Below are 15,093 nucleotides of genomic sequence, written 5' to 3' on the forward strand. Positions count from 1 at the left end.
ACGAGCAAAGATTTACGTGAAGCGAAGTAAGTTCTCACGTTTTCTCCAGATATTCGATGCGGTCCGCGTCGAGCGCCGACGTCACCATCGCCGACAGTCCGGGATGGTTCTCGAGGCGCGGGTCGTCCGCGATCACCGAACGCGCGAATTCGGACGCCGCGGCGATGACGTCCTCGTGGCCGAGCAGCGACAACAGCCGCAACGTGGACGTCGTGCCCGACTGCGCCGCACCGAGAATGTCGCCCTCGCGGCGCGTGGCGAGGTCGAGTTGCGCGAGTTCGAAGCCGTCGTTGGTCGACGCCACGCTCGACAATCGCTCGTAGGCGGGACCGCCCGGATTCATCTTCGTGACGAGAATGCACAGGCCCTGGTGTTTGCCACGGCCGACGCGTCCGCGCAGCTGGTGCAGCTGGCTCACACCGAAACGGTCCGCGTCGACGATCACCATGATCGTCGCGTTCGGGACGTCTACACCGACCTCCACGACCGTGGTGCACACGAGGACGTCGATGTCGCCGGCCGTGAAGTCGCGCATCACCGCGTCCTTCTCGTCCGCGGGAAGCCGGCCGTGCAGCAGACCGACCCGCAGGTCCGGCATGACGCTGCCGCTCAACTCCTCGAACACCTCGACGGCGGACTTCGTCTCGGGCGCCTTCTCGTCGAACGCGTCCTCACCGTCACCCTTCTCGCCGTCTCCGATGCGCGAGCACACGACGTACGCCTGCCGCCCCTCGGCCACGTCCTCGCGGATCCGTTCCCACGCGCGCGCGACCCACTGCGGCTTCTGGGACGCGGGTACCACACTGCTCTTGATCGGTGACCGCCCCTTCGGCAGCTGGCGCAGCGTCGACACCTCGAGATCGCCGAGCACCGTCATCGCGATGGTGCGGGGAATCGGCGTCGCCGTCATCACCAGCAGATGCGGGCTCAGGCCCTCCCGCGCCCTCGACCGCAGCCGGTCGCGCTGCTCGACACCGAACCGGTGCTGCTCGTCGACCACCACCATCCCGAGATTGAAGAATTCGACGCTGTCCTGGATCAGGGCGTGCGTGCCGATGACGATCCCGGCGTCGCCGGTGATCGCCTCGTTCAGAGCCGTGCGTTTGGCGGCGACCGGCATCGACCCCGTCAGCAGCGCCACCCGTGTGGCCTTCTCGTGCGCCCCGAGCTCCCCCGCGGTCGCGAGGGAGCCGAGCATCGCCCGCAGCGACCGGGCGTGCTGCGTCGCGAGGACCTCGGTCGGCGCGAGCAGGGCGCACTGGTAGCCGGCGTCGACCACCTGGAGCATGGCGCGCAGGGCCACGATCGTCTTACCCGAACCCACCTCACCCTGCAGCAGCCTGCTCATCGGGTGCGGCTGCGCCAGATCGGCCGAGATCTCGTCGGCGACCGCGTGCTGACCGTCGGTGAGCTGGAACGGAAGCATTTTCTCGAACACGTCGGCGATCCCGCCGGGCACCGGCGGGCACTCGGGCGCGACTCGCTCGGCGTTGTCGTGGCGGCGACGGGCGAGAACCAGCTGCAGCGCCGTCGCCTCGTCGAACCGCAGACGGTCGTGGGCGTTCTCCACGTCCTCGCGGGTGTCGGGCAGGTGGACCGACCGGAGGGCTTCGTCGAGACCGATCAGGTCGCGTTCGGCCCGGATGTTTTCCGGCAGGGGGTCGTCGACGTGATCGAGCTGGTCCAGGATCTGGCGGACGCACTTCATGATCGTCCAGCTTTCCACGTCCCGGGTGGCCGGATAGAGCGGGATCAGCGCCCGGTCGAACACGGACAGGTCGACCCCCGCACCGGGTTCCTGCGACGCCCGGGCGATTCCCGCGAGATCCCCGGCACCGCGGATCCTGTCGACGTTCACGACGGGGTCCTCGCTGCCGGCACGCGGCTCGGGAAGGATGAGGTAGCTCGGATGGGTGAGGCTCCACTTCTGGCGGAAGTACTTGACCGTTCCCGAGAACATCGCGCGCACACCCGGCTTGATCACGTGCTTGACCTTCTGCGGGCTGAAGAACGTGACGTCCACGTTCTGGGTGTCGGTCGACAGGACCACCTTGAGCATGCTGCCCGGCCGGTTCTTCATCTTCACGACGGCCGCGGACGTGACCCGGGCGATGATCGTGATGTGCTCGCCCTCCGGCGGATCCTTCTCCGCGAGCTCGCGGCCCTGCGAGGCGTACCGGTGCGGGTAGTGCCGCAGCAGGTCCTCGACAGTGCGAATGTCGAACGCCTCCTCGAGCGCGTCGGCGGTCTTCTTCCCCAGCAGATGATCGAGCCGGTCGGACAATGTGGCCATCGAATTCCTCATTCCACCCCGAGTTGCAACAGATCTCCAGGTTGTCCACCGTGGTAGATCATCACCTCGACGCCGGGGTGCCGCTGCGAGATGTGATCGGCCAGTTCCGTGTCCAGCCCCTCCGGTGCCTCCGACCCCATCAGGAGCGTCACCAGTTCGCCACCCGCGCCGAGGACGAGGTCGACGAGTCGCCGTCCGGCCGCGACCGCGTCCGGTTCGATGACGATCACTTCGTGACCCATCAGTCCGATGCCGTCGCCCGGTTCGCACGTGCCCACATAGGTGAGAGCCCGCTCCCGGGCGATGCGCAGCGATCCCCAGCGGGTGGCCGCGGCCGCCTCCGACATCGCGAACGCGTCGTCCACCGCCTCACGCTCGGGGTCGTGCACTGCCAGGGACGCGAGTCCCTGCACCATCGCGGACGTCGCGAGCAGCAGCACCTCGTGGCGGGCGTCCCTCGCCGCGGCACTGACCGCGACGAGTTCCTGGGCCGTCAGCGCGCCGTTGGGGAGGACGAGCACCTCGGTGCGTCCCATCTGTCTGATGATGCCGAGGAGCTGGGCCCGGGTGACGGGGGCGTCGTCGCACCGGAGGACGGTCGCGCCCTCGCTGGCGAACAGTTCGGCGGCGCCGTCCCCGGCCACGACGGCGACGATTCCCCGCCCCCCCCTGATCCGGCCGGGTCCGGACCGGTGGAACGAGCAACCCCTCGTCCCGCGCATCCACGAGGAAGCTGCTGACCCGGATTCCGTGGATGCGTCCCGCCGACAGTCCGGCCTCCACGGCGGCGCCCGCATCCGTGCAGTGCACGTGCACCGACCAGCCTCCGCCGCCGTCGCCGACGATCACGATCGAGTCCCCGAGGGCGTTCAGCGTGGTGCGCAACTCCCCCATGCGGGCCTCGTCGGACTCCGCGACCAGGTACATCACCTCGAAGTCCTGATCCGAGCCCTCGTCGCAGTCGGGTCCGGGTCCCGGATGCGCATGCGGGCCCTGCGGCGCGGGCGGCGCGACAACGGGGACGGGCTCTGCGCGATGCGTGGACGGAGTGCGGCGCGGAACGTGGAGCGCGATCGGTGCGCGATCCGGCGGCGCACCCGTCACGGCCGTGACGAGAGCGTCGAGGATCACTACGAGGCCGAGCCCTCCCGCATCGACGACGCCCGCGGTGCCCAGCACGTCGAGTTGCGACGGCGTCCTGGTGAGCGCGGACGCCGCCGCATCCGCGGCTGCGCGTGCCGTGACCGCGATCGGCGCCTCGTCCGGGAACTCCGCCGCCGCGTCGGCCGCGCAGCGCAGCACGGTGACGATGGTGCCCTCCACCAGGTAGCTCACCGCGTCCGTCACCAGATTGGTGGCCATCAGCAGTCCGGTCCGGACCGTCCGGGTGTCGACGGCGGAGGTGACGGCCGCTTCCGCGACCCCTCGCAGCACCTGGGACAGGATCACTCCGGAATTCCCGCGCGCGCCTGCTACCGCGCCCCGAGCCAGGGCGATGGCAACCTGCCGGACGTCCTTGGTGCCGCTTGCAGTGCCCGCGTACTCGTCGATCGCACCCAGCGCCGCCCGCATGGTGAACAGCAGGTTGGTACCCGTGTCGGAGTCCGGGATCGGAAAGACGTTGAGGCTGTTGATCTCCTCGCACCGCTTTTCCAGACCCGCGACGGCGGTCCGCGCCCACGATTCGAGGACTCGACCGTCCATCGGGAGCTCAGGGGCCACTGTCGTCCTCTCCGGCCAGGGGAATGGGAAGGTGCCGTCAGACTAGTCGGGGGACGATGATCGGGCCCGCGGTCCGAGCCCTTCGGGACCGGGTTTGGCCAATCCGCCCTCGAGCGGCTACTCTTGCACGGTTGCCTCGTACAGGGCGCGCTTGCTGTGCCCTGTCTCCACGAGGCCAGCAAATTTCACAGTTCACTATCTTGAAGGAGTTCGCGACTATGGCTGCCGTCTGCGACGTATGCGCCAAGGGGCCCGGCTTCGGTAAGTCGGTCTCGCACTCGCACCGGCGTACCAACCGTCGCTGGAACCCGAACATTCAGACTGTTCGTGCCGAGGTTGCCCCCGGAAACACCCGGAAGGTCAACGTCTGCACCTCCTGCCTGAAGGCTGGAAAGGTTGCTCGGGGCTGACCCGACGCTGCGTGCGATGTCACTGCGCCCCCGACACTTCGGTGTCGGGGGCGCAGTTTTTTATGCCGCCGCACCTTGTCCGATTCGGCATCGTCGCAGCGCATCGGGGCACGTCGGGCACCGGCAGGGGCCCGCGTAAGGTGCAACGGTGACTTCTCTCGATGGACTCAGCAAAGTACAGCTCGAAGATGGCGTCCTTCGCATCACGATCGCGACGGCGGAGAACGGCACCTCGCTGGACGGCGAGGGCATGGTGCAGGGTGCCCGGGCACTCGAAGCGGTCGGTGACCGAATCGGCAGCGTCCTCCTCGTCGGGGAGGGCCCGAACTTCTGCGCGGGCGGCAACGTCCACGCCTTCGCGTCCGCACCCGTGCGAAGCGAATACGTCGCCGAGGTGGCGCGCGTGTTCCACGAATTCGTTCGTGCGCTCGACGCCGTGACCGTTCCGGTGATTGCCGGTGTTCACGGGTGGGCTGCGGGCGCCGGTATGAGCCTTGTCTGCCTCACGGACGTCGCCATCGGCGGCCCGGGCACCAAGCTGCGCCCGGCCTACCCGTCCATCGGCTTCACCCCGGACGGCGGCATGTCCTGGACCCTTCCGCGCATCGTCGGCGACGCTCGCGCGCGCGAGATCCTGATCACCGACGCCGTTCTCAGCGGTGACGAGGCCGTCCGCCTGGGCATCCTCAGCCGCCTCGTCGGCGACGACGTCGTTCAGGACGAGGCACTCCGGCTCGCCCGCACGCTCGCTGCCGGCCCGACGCCGTCCTTCTCGGGGATCAAGACGCTCGTCCGCGCCTCCCGATATCGCACGCTCGCCGAGCAACTCGACGCGGAGGCCGCGTCGATCGCCACCGCGGCCGACAGCCCGGTGGGACGCGAGGGCGTCGACGCCTTCGTCGAGAAGCGGCGTGCCGACTTCTCGTCTGTGCAGTAGGGAAATTCGCCGATTACGGCAGCTGCCAGTTCACCGGCTCGGCACCCAGTCCGTCGAGGAGTTCGTTCGCCCGGCTGAACGGCCGCGATCCGAAGAATCCGCGCGACGCGGACAACGGTGAGGGGTGGGCCGACTCGATGGTCGGCACGTCGCCGAGCATCGGTTTCAACGTGGACGCGTCCCGGCCCCACAGAATTGCGACGAGGGGTTCGGGGCGCGCCACGAGAGCGCGAATGGCCTGCTCGGTCACCGCTTCCCAGCCCTTCTTCCGGTGTGAGGCCGGGAGTCCGGGCTGCACGGTGAGAACCCTGTTCAGCAGAAGCACTCCCTGGCGCGACCACGGGGTGAGGTCCCCGGTGGTGGGTGTCTCGTAGCCGAGGTCCTTGCTGTACTCGGTGAAGATGTTGCCGAGGCTGCGCGGCACCGGGCGCACGTCCGGGGCCACCGAGAAACTGAGACCGACCGCGTGCCCGGGTGTGGGGTACGGGTCCTGACCCACGATCAGGACCTTGACCTCGGAGAACGGGTGGGTGAACGCCCGCAGGACGTTCTCTCCCGTGGGGAGGTACTCACGCCCGTCGGCGATTTCCGCGCGCAGGAACTCGCCCATCTCCGCGATCCGCCCGGACACGGGTTCGAGTGCGTCTGCCCATCCGGCCTCGACGAGGTCCGACAGCGGCGCCGCCATCAGTCGAGCCTGCGCAGCGAGTCGCGGTAGTAGGCCGCGTTCGCGGCGTACATCTTCACGTTCATCGCGAGGTGCCCCTCGGGAACCTCGTAACCCTGCCGGATCTTCGCGGGGACGCCGAGTGCCATGCTTCGCGGTGGAACCTCGAACTTGAACGGAACGACGGCGCCGGCTCCGACGACCGAACCGGCACCGATGACCGAACCGTTGAGCACGATCGATCCGGACGCGATCAGGCAGTGGTCGCCGATCGTGGATCCTTCGATGTGCGCGGCGTGACCGACGACGCACCCCGAGCCGATGACGGTGGGATCGACCATCGTGCAATGGATCACGGTGCCGTCCTGGATGTTCGTGTCGGCGCCGACGGTGATGGTGCCGTAGTCGGCGCGGAGCACGGCCTGTGGCCACACCGAGGTTCCTGCCGCCAGGGTCACGTTCCCGATCACCACGGCGTCGGGATGGACGTAGGCGTCCGGATGGATGTCGGGTTCGCGGTCCCCGAGCGCGTAGATAGCCATGCGTGCAACCTATACCGAGAAGCTCTGCCAGCCGCCGGCCCCCGGCCAGGTCTCGCCGTCGACCGAGATGCCGGACCCCTCGTGCACCGCGCCGATCGTCGTCCACCCCGCGGGGAGCGGGACGTCGGCAGGAAAGCTGGCGGCGAAGCCATGGTCCTCTCCCCCGGTGAGCACCCATTCCCAGTGGTCGGCGCCGAGAAGCTTCGCCGCCGCCACCAGTTCGGGTGAGACGGCCATGTGGGATCGGGTGAGGGACATTCCGACGCCGGAGGCGTCGCAGATGTGACCGAGATCGGCGAGCAGCCCGTCGGAGATGTCGGTCATGGCGTGGGCACCCCCGTCCGCGGCGGCCCAGGCGGCGGAATACGGTGGAGTGGGGACACGATGTGCGGCGAGAAGATCCGGGAAATCCGAGGACCCGCCGAGCAGCAGCGCGAGTCCGGCCGCCGACCGGCCGAGTTCGCCGGCCACCGCGACGACGTCGCCCGGCAGCGCGCCAGACCGCCGGATCGGGCTCCTGCCACCCAGATCACCGAGGACGGTGACGGAAATCACGACCTGCCCGGCCTGCACGAGATCACCGCCCACGACGCCGGCCCCGAGTTCCTCGGCGCTCTCCCCGATTGCCGCCGAGATGCCGTCCGCCACGTCGATCGACGTGTCCGGCGGCAGGCCGAGGGAAACCAGGAAAGCGGTGGGGCGCGCCCCCATCGCCGCGACGTCGGCTGCGTTCTGTGCCACCGCCTTGCGGCCCACGTCTCGCGGGGACGACCAGTCGAGCCGAAAATGCCTGTCCTGCACCAGCATGTCGGCGGACACCGCCACCCGGCCGTCGGCCGCCCGGACGAGGGCGGCGTCGTCGCCGGGGCCGATCAGGGTGGACAGGGGCTGCACCCGTCCCTCCACCGCTCGGCCGATCACGGCGAACTCGCCGACGTCGGCGACGGTGAGGGGCGGGTTCGGGTCCGGGGAATCCGTCGGTGTGATGGTGTGCCTCCAGTGTCGGGTGGCCCGGGCAGCGGCCGTGGGTCCGGTCGACGGAATGTGCGACTGCGGTACCTTTTAGCTGTTGCCGGGACTTCTCGGCACGTGACCGATCAGCGCGCCGAAGCACCCGCGACTCTACCGAGATCATGCGGCGCGGAGCAGGGAAGGGCCGGAGCGAGAGTGCAAGCGTTCATCCTGATCCAGACCGAAGTCGGCAAGGCCGCGGCGATCGCGACCGAGATCGCGAAGATCACCGGAGTCCGGACCGCCGAGGACGTGGTCGGACCGTACGACGTCATCGTGCGGGTGTCCGCTGACGATGTCGCCCCCGTCGTCAAGGAGATCCGTCAGGTCTCCGGCATCACTCGCACCCTCACCTGCGACGTCCCCGAAAAGTCTGCGAACAAGAATTGAGCATGTCCGACCTCGAACCCGAACAGAACACACCCGCCTGCAACTCCGACCTGGTTCCCGGGGAGCGGCGCAATCCCGCACTCATCGCGACGGCCGTTGCGCTCCCCGTGGCCCTGGTCATCGGCATCGTCGTCGCGGCGGTGTTCGCCGGCCGGAACCCGGTGAAGGAACCCGTGTCGCTGGGCCCCGTGCCCGCGCCCGCATCCGGCTCCGCGGAGTGCGCCACCCTGATGGCGGGCCTGCCCGAGGCTCTGGGCGACTACACGCGCGCCGAACTCACCGAACCCGCTCCCGAGGCGACCGCCGCGTGGCAACCGGCCGAGGGCGAACCACTCGTCCTGCGTTGTGGTCTGGACCGCCCCGCGGAGTTCGATCAGGCTTCGCCGCTGCAGGTCATCGACGGAGTTCAGTGGTTCGAGATCTCGGGCGCGAGCGCCGGAATCGACGCGAGCAGCTATTTCGCCGTCGACCGCGGCGTGTACATCGGACTCACGGTTCCCACCGGGGTGGGACCGACGCCGCTTCAGGACATTTCCGGTGCGGTGTCGCAGGCGTTGCCGCAGCAACCCCTCGATCCGGCGCCCGTGGCGAATCCCTGAGCGCCGGACCGCGGTTTCTCTAGCGGAGACCGACGCCGCGCGCAAGGGCGGTGTCGACCAGGGTCGAGACGAGGGCGCCGTAGTCGACGCCCACCGCACCCCACATGCGCGGGTACATCGAGATCGACGTGAATCCGGGCATCGTGTTGATCTCGTTGATCACCGGGCCGTCTGCGGTCACGAAGAAGTCGACCCGCGCGAGTCCCTGGCAGTCGAGCGCGGAGAACGCGCGCACCGCGAGTTCACGGATCTCTTCGCTGACCGATTCGTCGAGTTTCGCGGGCACGTCGAACTCGCACACGTCGTCGAGGTACTTGCTGTCGAAGTCGTAGAACGCCTCGTCGTCGCCTGCGCCTTCCGGCATCCGGATCTCGGCGATGACACTGGCCCGCACGTCGCCGTCCGGGAACTCGAGGACTCCGCACTCGACCTCGCGGCCGACGATCCCGGATTCGACGATCACCTTCGGGTCGTGCAGACGGGCGTGGGTGATGGCGTCGTCGAGCGCGGCCCACTCGGCCACCCGGGTGATGCCGATCGAGGATCCGCCGCGGGCCGGCTTCACGAATACCGGGAGGTGGAGGCGGGACTTCTGTTCGTCGGTCAGCGTGGCGGTGCCGGGGCGCAGGACGACCTGGTACCCGATGGGCAGGCCTTCCGCGGCGAGCAGCTTCTTCGTGAATTCCTTGTCCATACCGGCAGCGCTGGCGAGCACGCCGGGACCGACGTACGGGACACCTGCGAGTTCGAGCAGGCCCTGGATCGTGCCGTCCTCGCCGTAGGCACCGTGCAGGACGGGGAAGACGACGTCGACCGAGGCCAGGATCTTGCCCGCTTCGCCGTCGTCGAGGGCGACGAGGTCACCGGACCGCGTCGGGTCGGCGGTGAGGGCCAGTGCGGACCCGTCGGCATCGACGCTGGGCAGTGCCCGGCCGCGGATGGCCAGTGTCTCGGGGTCGGTGGAGCCGAGAACCCACGAGCCCTCGGTGGTGATGCCGATCGGCACCACCTCGTACCGTTCCGGGTCGAGGTTCCTCAGGACGCTTCCGGCCGACACACAGGACACGGAATGCTCGTTGCTGCGGCCACCGAAGATGACGGCTACCCGGGTACGCGGTTTACTCACGACACAAACCGTACCGTCGCCGGGACCCGCTCACCGCACCCACCTCTCCTCACATTTCCTTCGCCGACCTCACGACACGTCGGGTGCCGCACTCACAATGCGGACAGGGCACGCTCGAGATCGGCGACGAGGTCTTCGGTGTCCTCAATTCCACACGAGATCCGCACGAACCCGTCGGGCACGGGGTCACCCCACCGGGCCCGGCGGTCGGCGCTGGTGTGGATGCCGCCGAAGCTCGTCGCAGGCACGAGGAGCTCACTTCCGGCCACGAGTCGGTGGAACTGTTCGGCGGAGTCCACCTCGAAGCTCACCAGCCCGCCGAATCTACGCATCTGACCGGCGGCGACGGCGTGCGCAGGATCTTCGGGCAGCCCCGGGTACCGAACACGGTGAGCCGCCGGGTGCGACTCGAGCAGGGCCGCGAGGGCCAGGGCGTTGGCGCACTGCCGCTCGAATCGCAGACCGGCCGTCCCGAGACTCCGGTGGGCGAGCCACGTCTCGAACGGCCCCAGCACCGTGCCCGACAGCGCCCTCTCGCGTTCCATTCCGGCCAGGAAGTCGGCGTCCGACGCGGCGATGTACCCCATGAGGAGATCACTGTGACCGCTCAAAGTCTTTGTGCCGCTGGCGACTACCACGTCGGCGCCGAGTTCGAGCGGCTGCTGGCCGAGTGGGGTGGCGGTCGTGTTGTCCACCACGAGAACGGCGCCCGCGTTGGCGCACTGCTCGGACACGGCGCGCAGATCCACCACGTCGAGGGACGGGTTGGCCGGAGTCTCGGCCACCACCACCGTCGTCCCCTCGGCGGAGGCCAGCAGTGCGGCGGCCGCCTCGCCGGCCATGTCGGCGGTCCGCAGTTCGTGCACGGTGATGCCCATCGGCTCCAGGCGCTCCCGCGCGTACGCACGCACCTGGTAGTAACCGTCGGACGGAACGACCACGGTGTCACCGGCGGTGAGCAGACTCCGCAGCACGACGGTGACCGCCGACATCCCGGAGCCGACGACGAGTGCGCCCGCGGCGCCCTCGAGCGTCGCCAGCGCCGATTCGAGGTCGCGCCAGCCCGGATTGGAGGCACGCGCGTAGGTGTCGGACTCGGTTCCCTCGTCCGCGCTCAGCTGATAGGGGGCAGCGAAAACCGGCCCCCTCTGCATCGGTGAGCCGGGAACATTCTCTGCGGCAACGGCTTTGACGCAGCGGGTGGAATCACCACTCACGAGTTCACTCCGGCTTCGTGCGGCGACCGAGCAGCTGACCGATCGCGTCCTGCACCACGAGGCCCTCGTGGCACACCCGGTGCACGGCATCGGTCAACGGCATCTCGACGTCGTAACTGGCGGCGAGAGCCCGCACCGACGAGCACGATTTGACGCCCTCGGCGACCTGACCGTGAGTGGCCGCCTGGGCACTCTCGATCGAACCACCCTGGCCGAGGCGTTCACCGAACGACCGGTTGCGCGACAGGGGCGACGTGCACGTCGCAACCAGATCGCCCACTCCCGCGAGACCCGCGAGGGTGGCAGGTTTCGCACCGAGCGCTACTCCCAGCCGGATGATCTCGGCCAGACCTCGAGTGATGATGCTCGCAATCGTGTTCTCTCCCAAACCGATTCCCGATGCCATACCGCAGGCGAGGGCGATGACGTTCTTGCAGGCGCCGCCGACCTCGCACCCGATGACGTCCGAATTCGTGTACGGACGGAAGTATCCGGTGGCCGAAGCCTTCTGCAGTTCCAGCGCCCGCGTCGAATCCGTGCACGCAACAACCGTCGCCGCCGGCTGACCGATCGCGATCTCCCGGGCCAGATTGGGCCCGGACAGGACGGCGACCCGCCCCGGGTCTGCGCCGGTGACCTGGATGATCACCTGACTCATCCGCATGAGGGTGCCGGTCTCGATGCCCTTGGCGAGGCTCAGGAGGGTGGCGTTCTCGGGGATCATCGGACTCCAGACCTGCAAATTGTCGCGCAGGGACTGCGACGGCACCGCAAGAACGACGATGTCCGCGCCGTCGAGTGCGGCCCGCGCGTCGTCGGTGGCGGTCAACGACGGAGGCAGGGCGATGCCCGGCAGGTAGTCCGTGTTCTCGTGCCGCGACACGATCGACTCGGCGACCTCACCGCGTCGCGCCCACATGGTGACATCGGTCCCGGCGTCGGCCAGGACCTTCGCAAATGCAGTCCCCCATGAACCCGCTCCCAGTACCGCAGCCTTGCTCACACAGCCCCCTCGTCGTTCGTTACCCGATGCGTCGTCCACAGTATTGCCGATGCCGAGGCCGAGCGCCGCCCCGCTACCGAACTCGTTCGCTGCTCAGCGGCGACCGGGCGTCCGGAGCACCACCCCGCGCGGGCTGGCAAGATATCCGCATGAGCACAGCGACCCGATCCGTGGCGCCGCGCGCGCACGTACTCGTCGCCGTGAAGGAACTCCACGCGGCCAAGACGCGGCTGTCGGGTGTCTTCGACACGGACGACCGCACCGGACTGGTGCTGTCGATGCTGCGCGACACCCTCGCCGTCGTCAGCGATGTCGCGACGGTCGTCGGTGTCACCGTGGTCACGCCGGACCCCGCGGTGGCGCGGCTCGCACGCAGCGTCGGCGCGCATGTCTACGCCGACCCCGCACCCGTTTCCACCGAAGACCGGCCGGACGAGGCCGGCACCGAGCACGGTCTCAATGCGGCGCTGTCGGCGGCGGCCGAGCACGTCCGCAGCAACGAGCGCGGAGTCGACGTCGTCGCACTCCAGGCCGATCTTCCGTCTCTGCGCGGAGGCGAATTCGGTGAAGCACTCGCCGCGGCGAGAACCGGCGGCAGGTCGGTGGTCGTCGATCATCACGGCACCGGAACCGCCGCACTGTTCTCCTGCGACCCGGAAGTTCCGCTCGATCCCCGGTTCGGACCCGGATCGGCGAAGCGGCATCTCGAATCCGGGGCCCGTCCCCTCGACGGGCACTGGCCGGGTCTGCGGACCGACGTCGACACCGCCGACGATCTCGATGCCGCGCAGGCTCTCGGCGTCGGACCTGCGACGCGTGCCGCACTCGACGCGCTCGAACACACCGCCCCCTCGCGCTGCGGAAACGAGTAGGCAACGCACCCCGCGTGAATTTGCCCCATCGATTGTCCGCGGCCGAATTCTCGAGGGATGATCGTGGGGTGAGTAACCGAGAAGCACTCGACCAGCAGACCGACGTCGACGGAAAGAACGGAACCCGCGACGGCATCGTCACGGCGAATCCCACGAACGTTCCCATGGCGCCCCCCGCTGCCACGAGTGCCCTCACGAGCGCTCTGACCGACGGGCTCCCCGAAGATCGTTACCTGAACCGCGAACTCAGTTGGCTCGATTTCAATGCCCGGGTTCTCGCCCTCGCCGAGGACACGTCGCTGCCGCTGCTCGAACGCGCCAAGTTCCTCGCCATCTTCGCGTCCAATCTGGACGAGTTCTTCATGGTCCGTGTCGCCGGACTCAAGCGCCGCGACGAGACCGGGCTGTCCGTGCGGTCCGCCGACGGTCTCTCCCCCCGTGAACAGCTCTCGCTGATCGCGATCCGGACCCAGGAGATCTCGGAGAAGGCCGCCCGGGTCTTCCTCGACTCCGTTCGTCCCGCGCTTGCCGCCGAAGGGATCTCCATCATCGGATGGGACGATCTCACCGAGGACGACCGCGAGCGCCTGTCGGTGCATTTCCAGGACCAGATCTTCCCCGTACTCACTCCGCTTGCCGTCGACCATGCCCACCCGTTCCCGTACATCAGCGGCCTGAGTCTCAACCTCGCGGTGACGGTGAAGGATGCGGTCACGGGTGGCGAACACTTTGCGAGGGTCAAGGTTCCGGACAACGTGGGCCGGTTCGTCCGCGTCCGCCGTGACGAGACTCCCTCCTCCATCGACGCGTTCCTGCCCCTGGAAGATCTGATCTCCGCACACCTCGACATGCTGTTCCCGGGCATGGAGATCGTGGAGCACCATGCATTCCGGATTACACGCAACGCCGATTTCGAGGTCGAGGAAGACCGCGACGAAGATCTCCTGCAGGCGCTCGAGCGTGAGTTGGCCCGCCGCCGCTTCGGTTCACCGGTGCGACTCGAGGTCGCGGACGACATGACCGAGCACATGCTCGAACTCCTCCTGCGCGAACTCGACGTCGATCCCGGCGACGTCATCCAGGTACCCGGACTGCTGGATCTGTCGTGCCTCTGGCAGGTGTACGCGGTCGACCGGCCGGCCCTCAAGGACGCACCGTTCGTCCCGGCAACGCATCCGGCGTTCGGCGAGCGAGAAACGCCCAAGAGCGTCTTCTCCACCCTCCGCGACGGCGACGTCCTGGTCCACCACCCGTACGACTCGTTCTCCACGAGTGTTCAGCGCTTCATCGAACAGGCTGCGGCCGACCCCCAGGTTCTGGCGATCAAGCAGACTCTCTACCGCACTTCGGGCGACTCCCCCATCGTCGACGCGTTGATCACCGCCGCCGAGGCGGGCAAACAGGTTGTGGCACTGGTCGAGATCAAGGCGCGATTCGACGAGCAGGCGAACATCAAATGGGCCCGCAAGCTCGAACACGCGGGGGTGCACGTGGTGTACGGACTGGTCGGGCTCAAGACCCACTGCAAGACGTGCCTCGTCGTCCGCCGCGAAGGGTCCACCATCCGGCGTTACTGCCACATCGGTACCGGCAACTACAACCCGAAGACCGCCCGGCTGTACGAAGACATCGGCCTGCTCACCGCGGCACCCGAGATCGGCGCAGACCTTACCGACCTGTTCAATTCCCTCACCGGCTACTCGCGGAAGACGCAGTACCGCAACCTCCTCGTCGCGCCGTACGGCGTCCGCCGGGGAATCATCGAGCGGATCGACGGTGAGATCGCGCACAAGCTGCGGGGCGAGGACGCCGGAATCCTGCTGAAGGCCAACGCCTTGGTCGACGAACAGGTGATCGACTCGCTCTATCGCGCATCCAAGGCCGGTGTGCCCGTCGAGATCGTCGTGCGTGGCATCTGCGCCCTCAAACCCGGAGTTCCCGGCCTGAGCGAGAACATCCACGTCCGGTCGATTCTCGGACGTTTCCTCGAGCATTCCCGCGTCTTCCATTTCCGCGGCGCCGACGAATTCTGGATCGGCAGCGCAGACATGATGCACCGCAACCTCGACCGACGTGTCGAGGTCATGGCGCAGGTGAAAGATCCTCGACTCACTGCTCAGATAGGCGAGATCATCGATTCCGCGCTCGATCCCGTCACGCGGTGCTGGGTGCTCGGGGCCGACGGCCGGTGGGTTCCGTCGCCTGCCCACGGCGAGGAGGTTCGCGACCACCAGGAGGCCATGATGCGCAAACGAATGGGCACCGGATCCTGATCGCGGCGAATCCGCGGAAGAAGGAAGGAAC

The 15,093-nt window shown here is 68.3% G+C and carries 14 protein-coding genes and 1 pseudogene; 6 read left to right on the forward strand and 9 right to left on the reverse strand.

Features of this window, described 5'->3' with window-relative positions:
• Positions 1-34: 34 nt before the first annotated feature.
• The 3 genes and pseudogenes from recG to GO592_RS46560 all read right to left on the reverse strand — a co-directional run.
• Positions 35-2,293, reverse strand: a complete 2,259-nt coding sequence (gene recG, locus GO592_RS16940) for an ATP-dependent DNA helicase RecG (RefSeq protein WP_007296868.1) — start codon at positions 2,291-2,293, stop codon at positions 35-37.
• Positions 2,294-2,301: 8 nt separating this feature from the next.
• Entirely contained in the window at positions 2,302-3,090 is a 789-nt protein-coding gene (locus tag GO592_RS46555; RefSeq protein WP_443218438.1) for a hypothetical protein, read from the reverse strand.
• Positions 3,083-3,997 (reverse strand): annotated as a pseudogene (locus GO592_RS46560) (DAK2 domain-containing protein); the annotation flags it as partial. The pseudogene GO592_RS46560 and the gene GO592_RS46555, both read right to left, overlap by 8 nt.
• 236 nt (positions 3,998-4,233) lie before the next feature.
• On the opposite strand from GO592_RS46560, the gene rpmB reads away from it, so the two are divergent.
• Positions 4,234-4,425, forward strand: coding sequence for a 50S ribosomal protein L28 (rpmB, locus tag GO592_RS16950; protein ID WP_005240429.1), 192 nt, complete (start codon positions 4,234-4,236; stop codon positions 4,423-4,425).
• Between the two features lie 148 nt (positions 4,426-4,573).
• Positions 4,574-5,362: an enoyl-CoA hydratase/isomerase family protein gene (locus GO592_RS16955; protein WP_007296866.1), complete on the forward strand. Its 789-nt coding sequence runs from the start codon at positions 4,574-4,576 to the stop codon at positions 5,360-5,362.
• Positions 5,363-5,375: 13 nt separating this feature from the next.
• On the opposite strand, the gene GO592_RS16960 is transcribed toward GO592_RS16955, so the two are convergent.
• From GO592_RS16960 to GO592_RS16970, 3 genes are read right to left on the reverse strand one after another with little or no spacing between them, the layout of a single operon-like run.
• Positions 5,376-6,053 carry a uracil-DNA glycosylase gene (locus GO592_RS16960; protein WP_085990368.1) on the reverse strand — a complete coding sequence of 226 codons (678 nt, stop codon included), beginning with the start codon at positions 6,051-6,053 and terminating at the stop codon, positions 5,376-5,378.
• Positions 6,050-6,571, reverse strand: coding sequence for a gamma carbonic anhydrase family protein (locus tag GO592_RS16965; RefSeq protein WP_005561411.1), 522 nt, complete (start codon positions 6,569-6,571; stop codon positions 6,050-6,052). The genes GO592_RS16960 and GO592_RS16965 overlap by 4 nt, the downstream gene beginning before the upstream one ends.
• Positions 6,572-6,580: 9 nt before the next feature.
• The gene (locus GO592_RS16970; protein WP_039951021.1) at positions 6,581-7,492 is read right to left on the reverse strand and encodes a thiamine-phosphate kinase; all 912 of its coding nucleotides are present in this window, start codon (positions 7,490-7,492) and stop codon (positions 6,581-6,583) included.
• A gap of 246 nt (positions 7,493-7,738) precedes the next feature.
• On the opposite strand from GO592_RS16970, the gene GO592_RS16975 reads away from it, so the two are divergent.
• Entirely contained in the window at positions 7,739-7,972 is a 234-nt protein-coding gene (locus GO592_RS16975) for an Lrp/AsnC ligand binding domain-containing protein (RefSeq protein ID WP_005240420.1), read from the forward strand.
• Positions 7,973-7,974: 2 nt separating this feature from the next.
• A complete protein-coding gene (locus tag GO592_RS16980; RefSeq protein WP_007296863.1) occupies positions 7,975-8,571 on the forward strand; it encodes a DUF3515 domain-containing protein in 597 nt (198 codons plus the stop codon).
• 19 nt (positions 8,572-8,590) lie between these two features.
• On the opposite strand, the gene GO592_RS16985 is transcribed toward GO592_RS16980, so the two are convergent.
• The 3 genes from GO592_RS16985 to GO592_RS16995 all read right to left on the reverse strand — a co-directional run bounded on the left by GO592_RS16985 (position 8,591) and on the right by GO592_RS16995 (position 11,917).
• Positions 8,591-9,697, reverse strand: a complete 1,107-nt coding sequence (locus GO592_RS16985; protein ID WP_039951018.1) for a D-alanine--D-alanine ligase family protein — start codon at positions 9,695-9,697, stop codon at positions 8,591-8,593.
• A 92-nt stretch (positions 9,698-9,789) separates the two neighbouring features.
• Entirely contained in the window at positions 9,790-10,914 is a 1,125-nt protein-coding gene (locus GO592_RS16990; protein WP_039951016.1) for a cystathionine gamma-lyase, read from the reverse strand.
• 4 nt (positions 10,915-10,918) lie between these two features.
• Positions 10,919-11,917, reverse strand: coding sequence for an NAD(P)H-dependent glycerol-3-phosphate dehydrogenase (locus GO592_RS16995; RefSeq protein ID WP_005561650.1), 999 nt, complete (start codon positions 11,915-11,917; stop codon positions 10,919-10,921).
• Between the two features lie 149 nt (positions 11,918-12,066).
• On the opposite strand from GO592_RS16995, the gene cofC reads away from it, so the two are divergent.
• Positions 12,067-12,789, forward strand: coding sequence for a 2-phospho-L-lactate guanylyltransferase (gene cofC / locus GO592_RS17000; protein WP_007296860.1), 723 nt, complete (start codon positions 12,067-12,069; stop codon positions 12,787-12,789).
• Between the two features lie 68 nt (positions 12,790-12,857).
• Positions 12,858-15,062, forward strand: a complete 2,205-nt coding sequence (locus GO592_RS17005) for an RNA degradosome polyphosphate kinase (RefSeq protein WP_007296859.1) — start codon at positions 12,858-12,860, stop codon at positions 15,060-15,062.
• The last annotated feature ends 31 nt before the right edge of the window (positions 15,063-15,093 follow it).

It is taken from the genome of Rhodococcus sp. 21391 (assembly GCF_016772255.1).
Taxonomy (GTDB): domain Bacteria; phylum Actinomycetota; class Actinomycetes; order Mycobacteriales; family Mycobacteriaceae; genus Rhodococcus_F; species Rhodococcus_F opacus.

Coding starts and splice junctions, on each gene's coding strand:
- recG (WP_007296868.1), bottom strand. CDS start 2,293: ATGGCCACATTGTCCGACCGGCTCGATCATCTGCTGGGGAAGAAGACC.
- rpmB (WP_005240429.1), top strand. CDS start 4,234: ATGGCTGCCGTCTGCGACGTATGCGCCAAGGGGCCCGGCTTCGGTAAG.
- GO592_RS16980 (WP_007296863.1), top strand. CDS start 7,975: ATGTCCGACCTCGAACCCGAACAGAACACACCCGCCTGCAACTCCGAC.
- GO592_RS16965 (WP_005561411.1), bottom strand. CDS start 6,571: ATGGCTATCTACGCGCTCGGGGACCGCGAACCCGACATCCATCCGGAC.
- cofC (WP_007296860.1), top strand. CDS start 12,067: ATGAGCACAGCGACCCGATCCGTGGCGCCGCGCGCGCACGTACTCGTC.
- GO592_RS46555 (WP_443218438.1), bottom strand. CDS start 3,090: ATGCGGGCGCCGCCGTGGAGGCCGGACTGTCGGCGGGACGCATCCACG.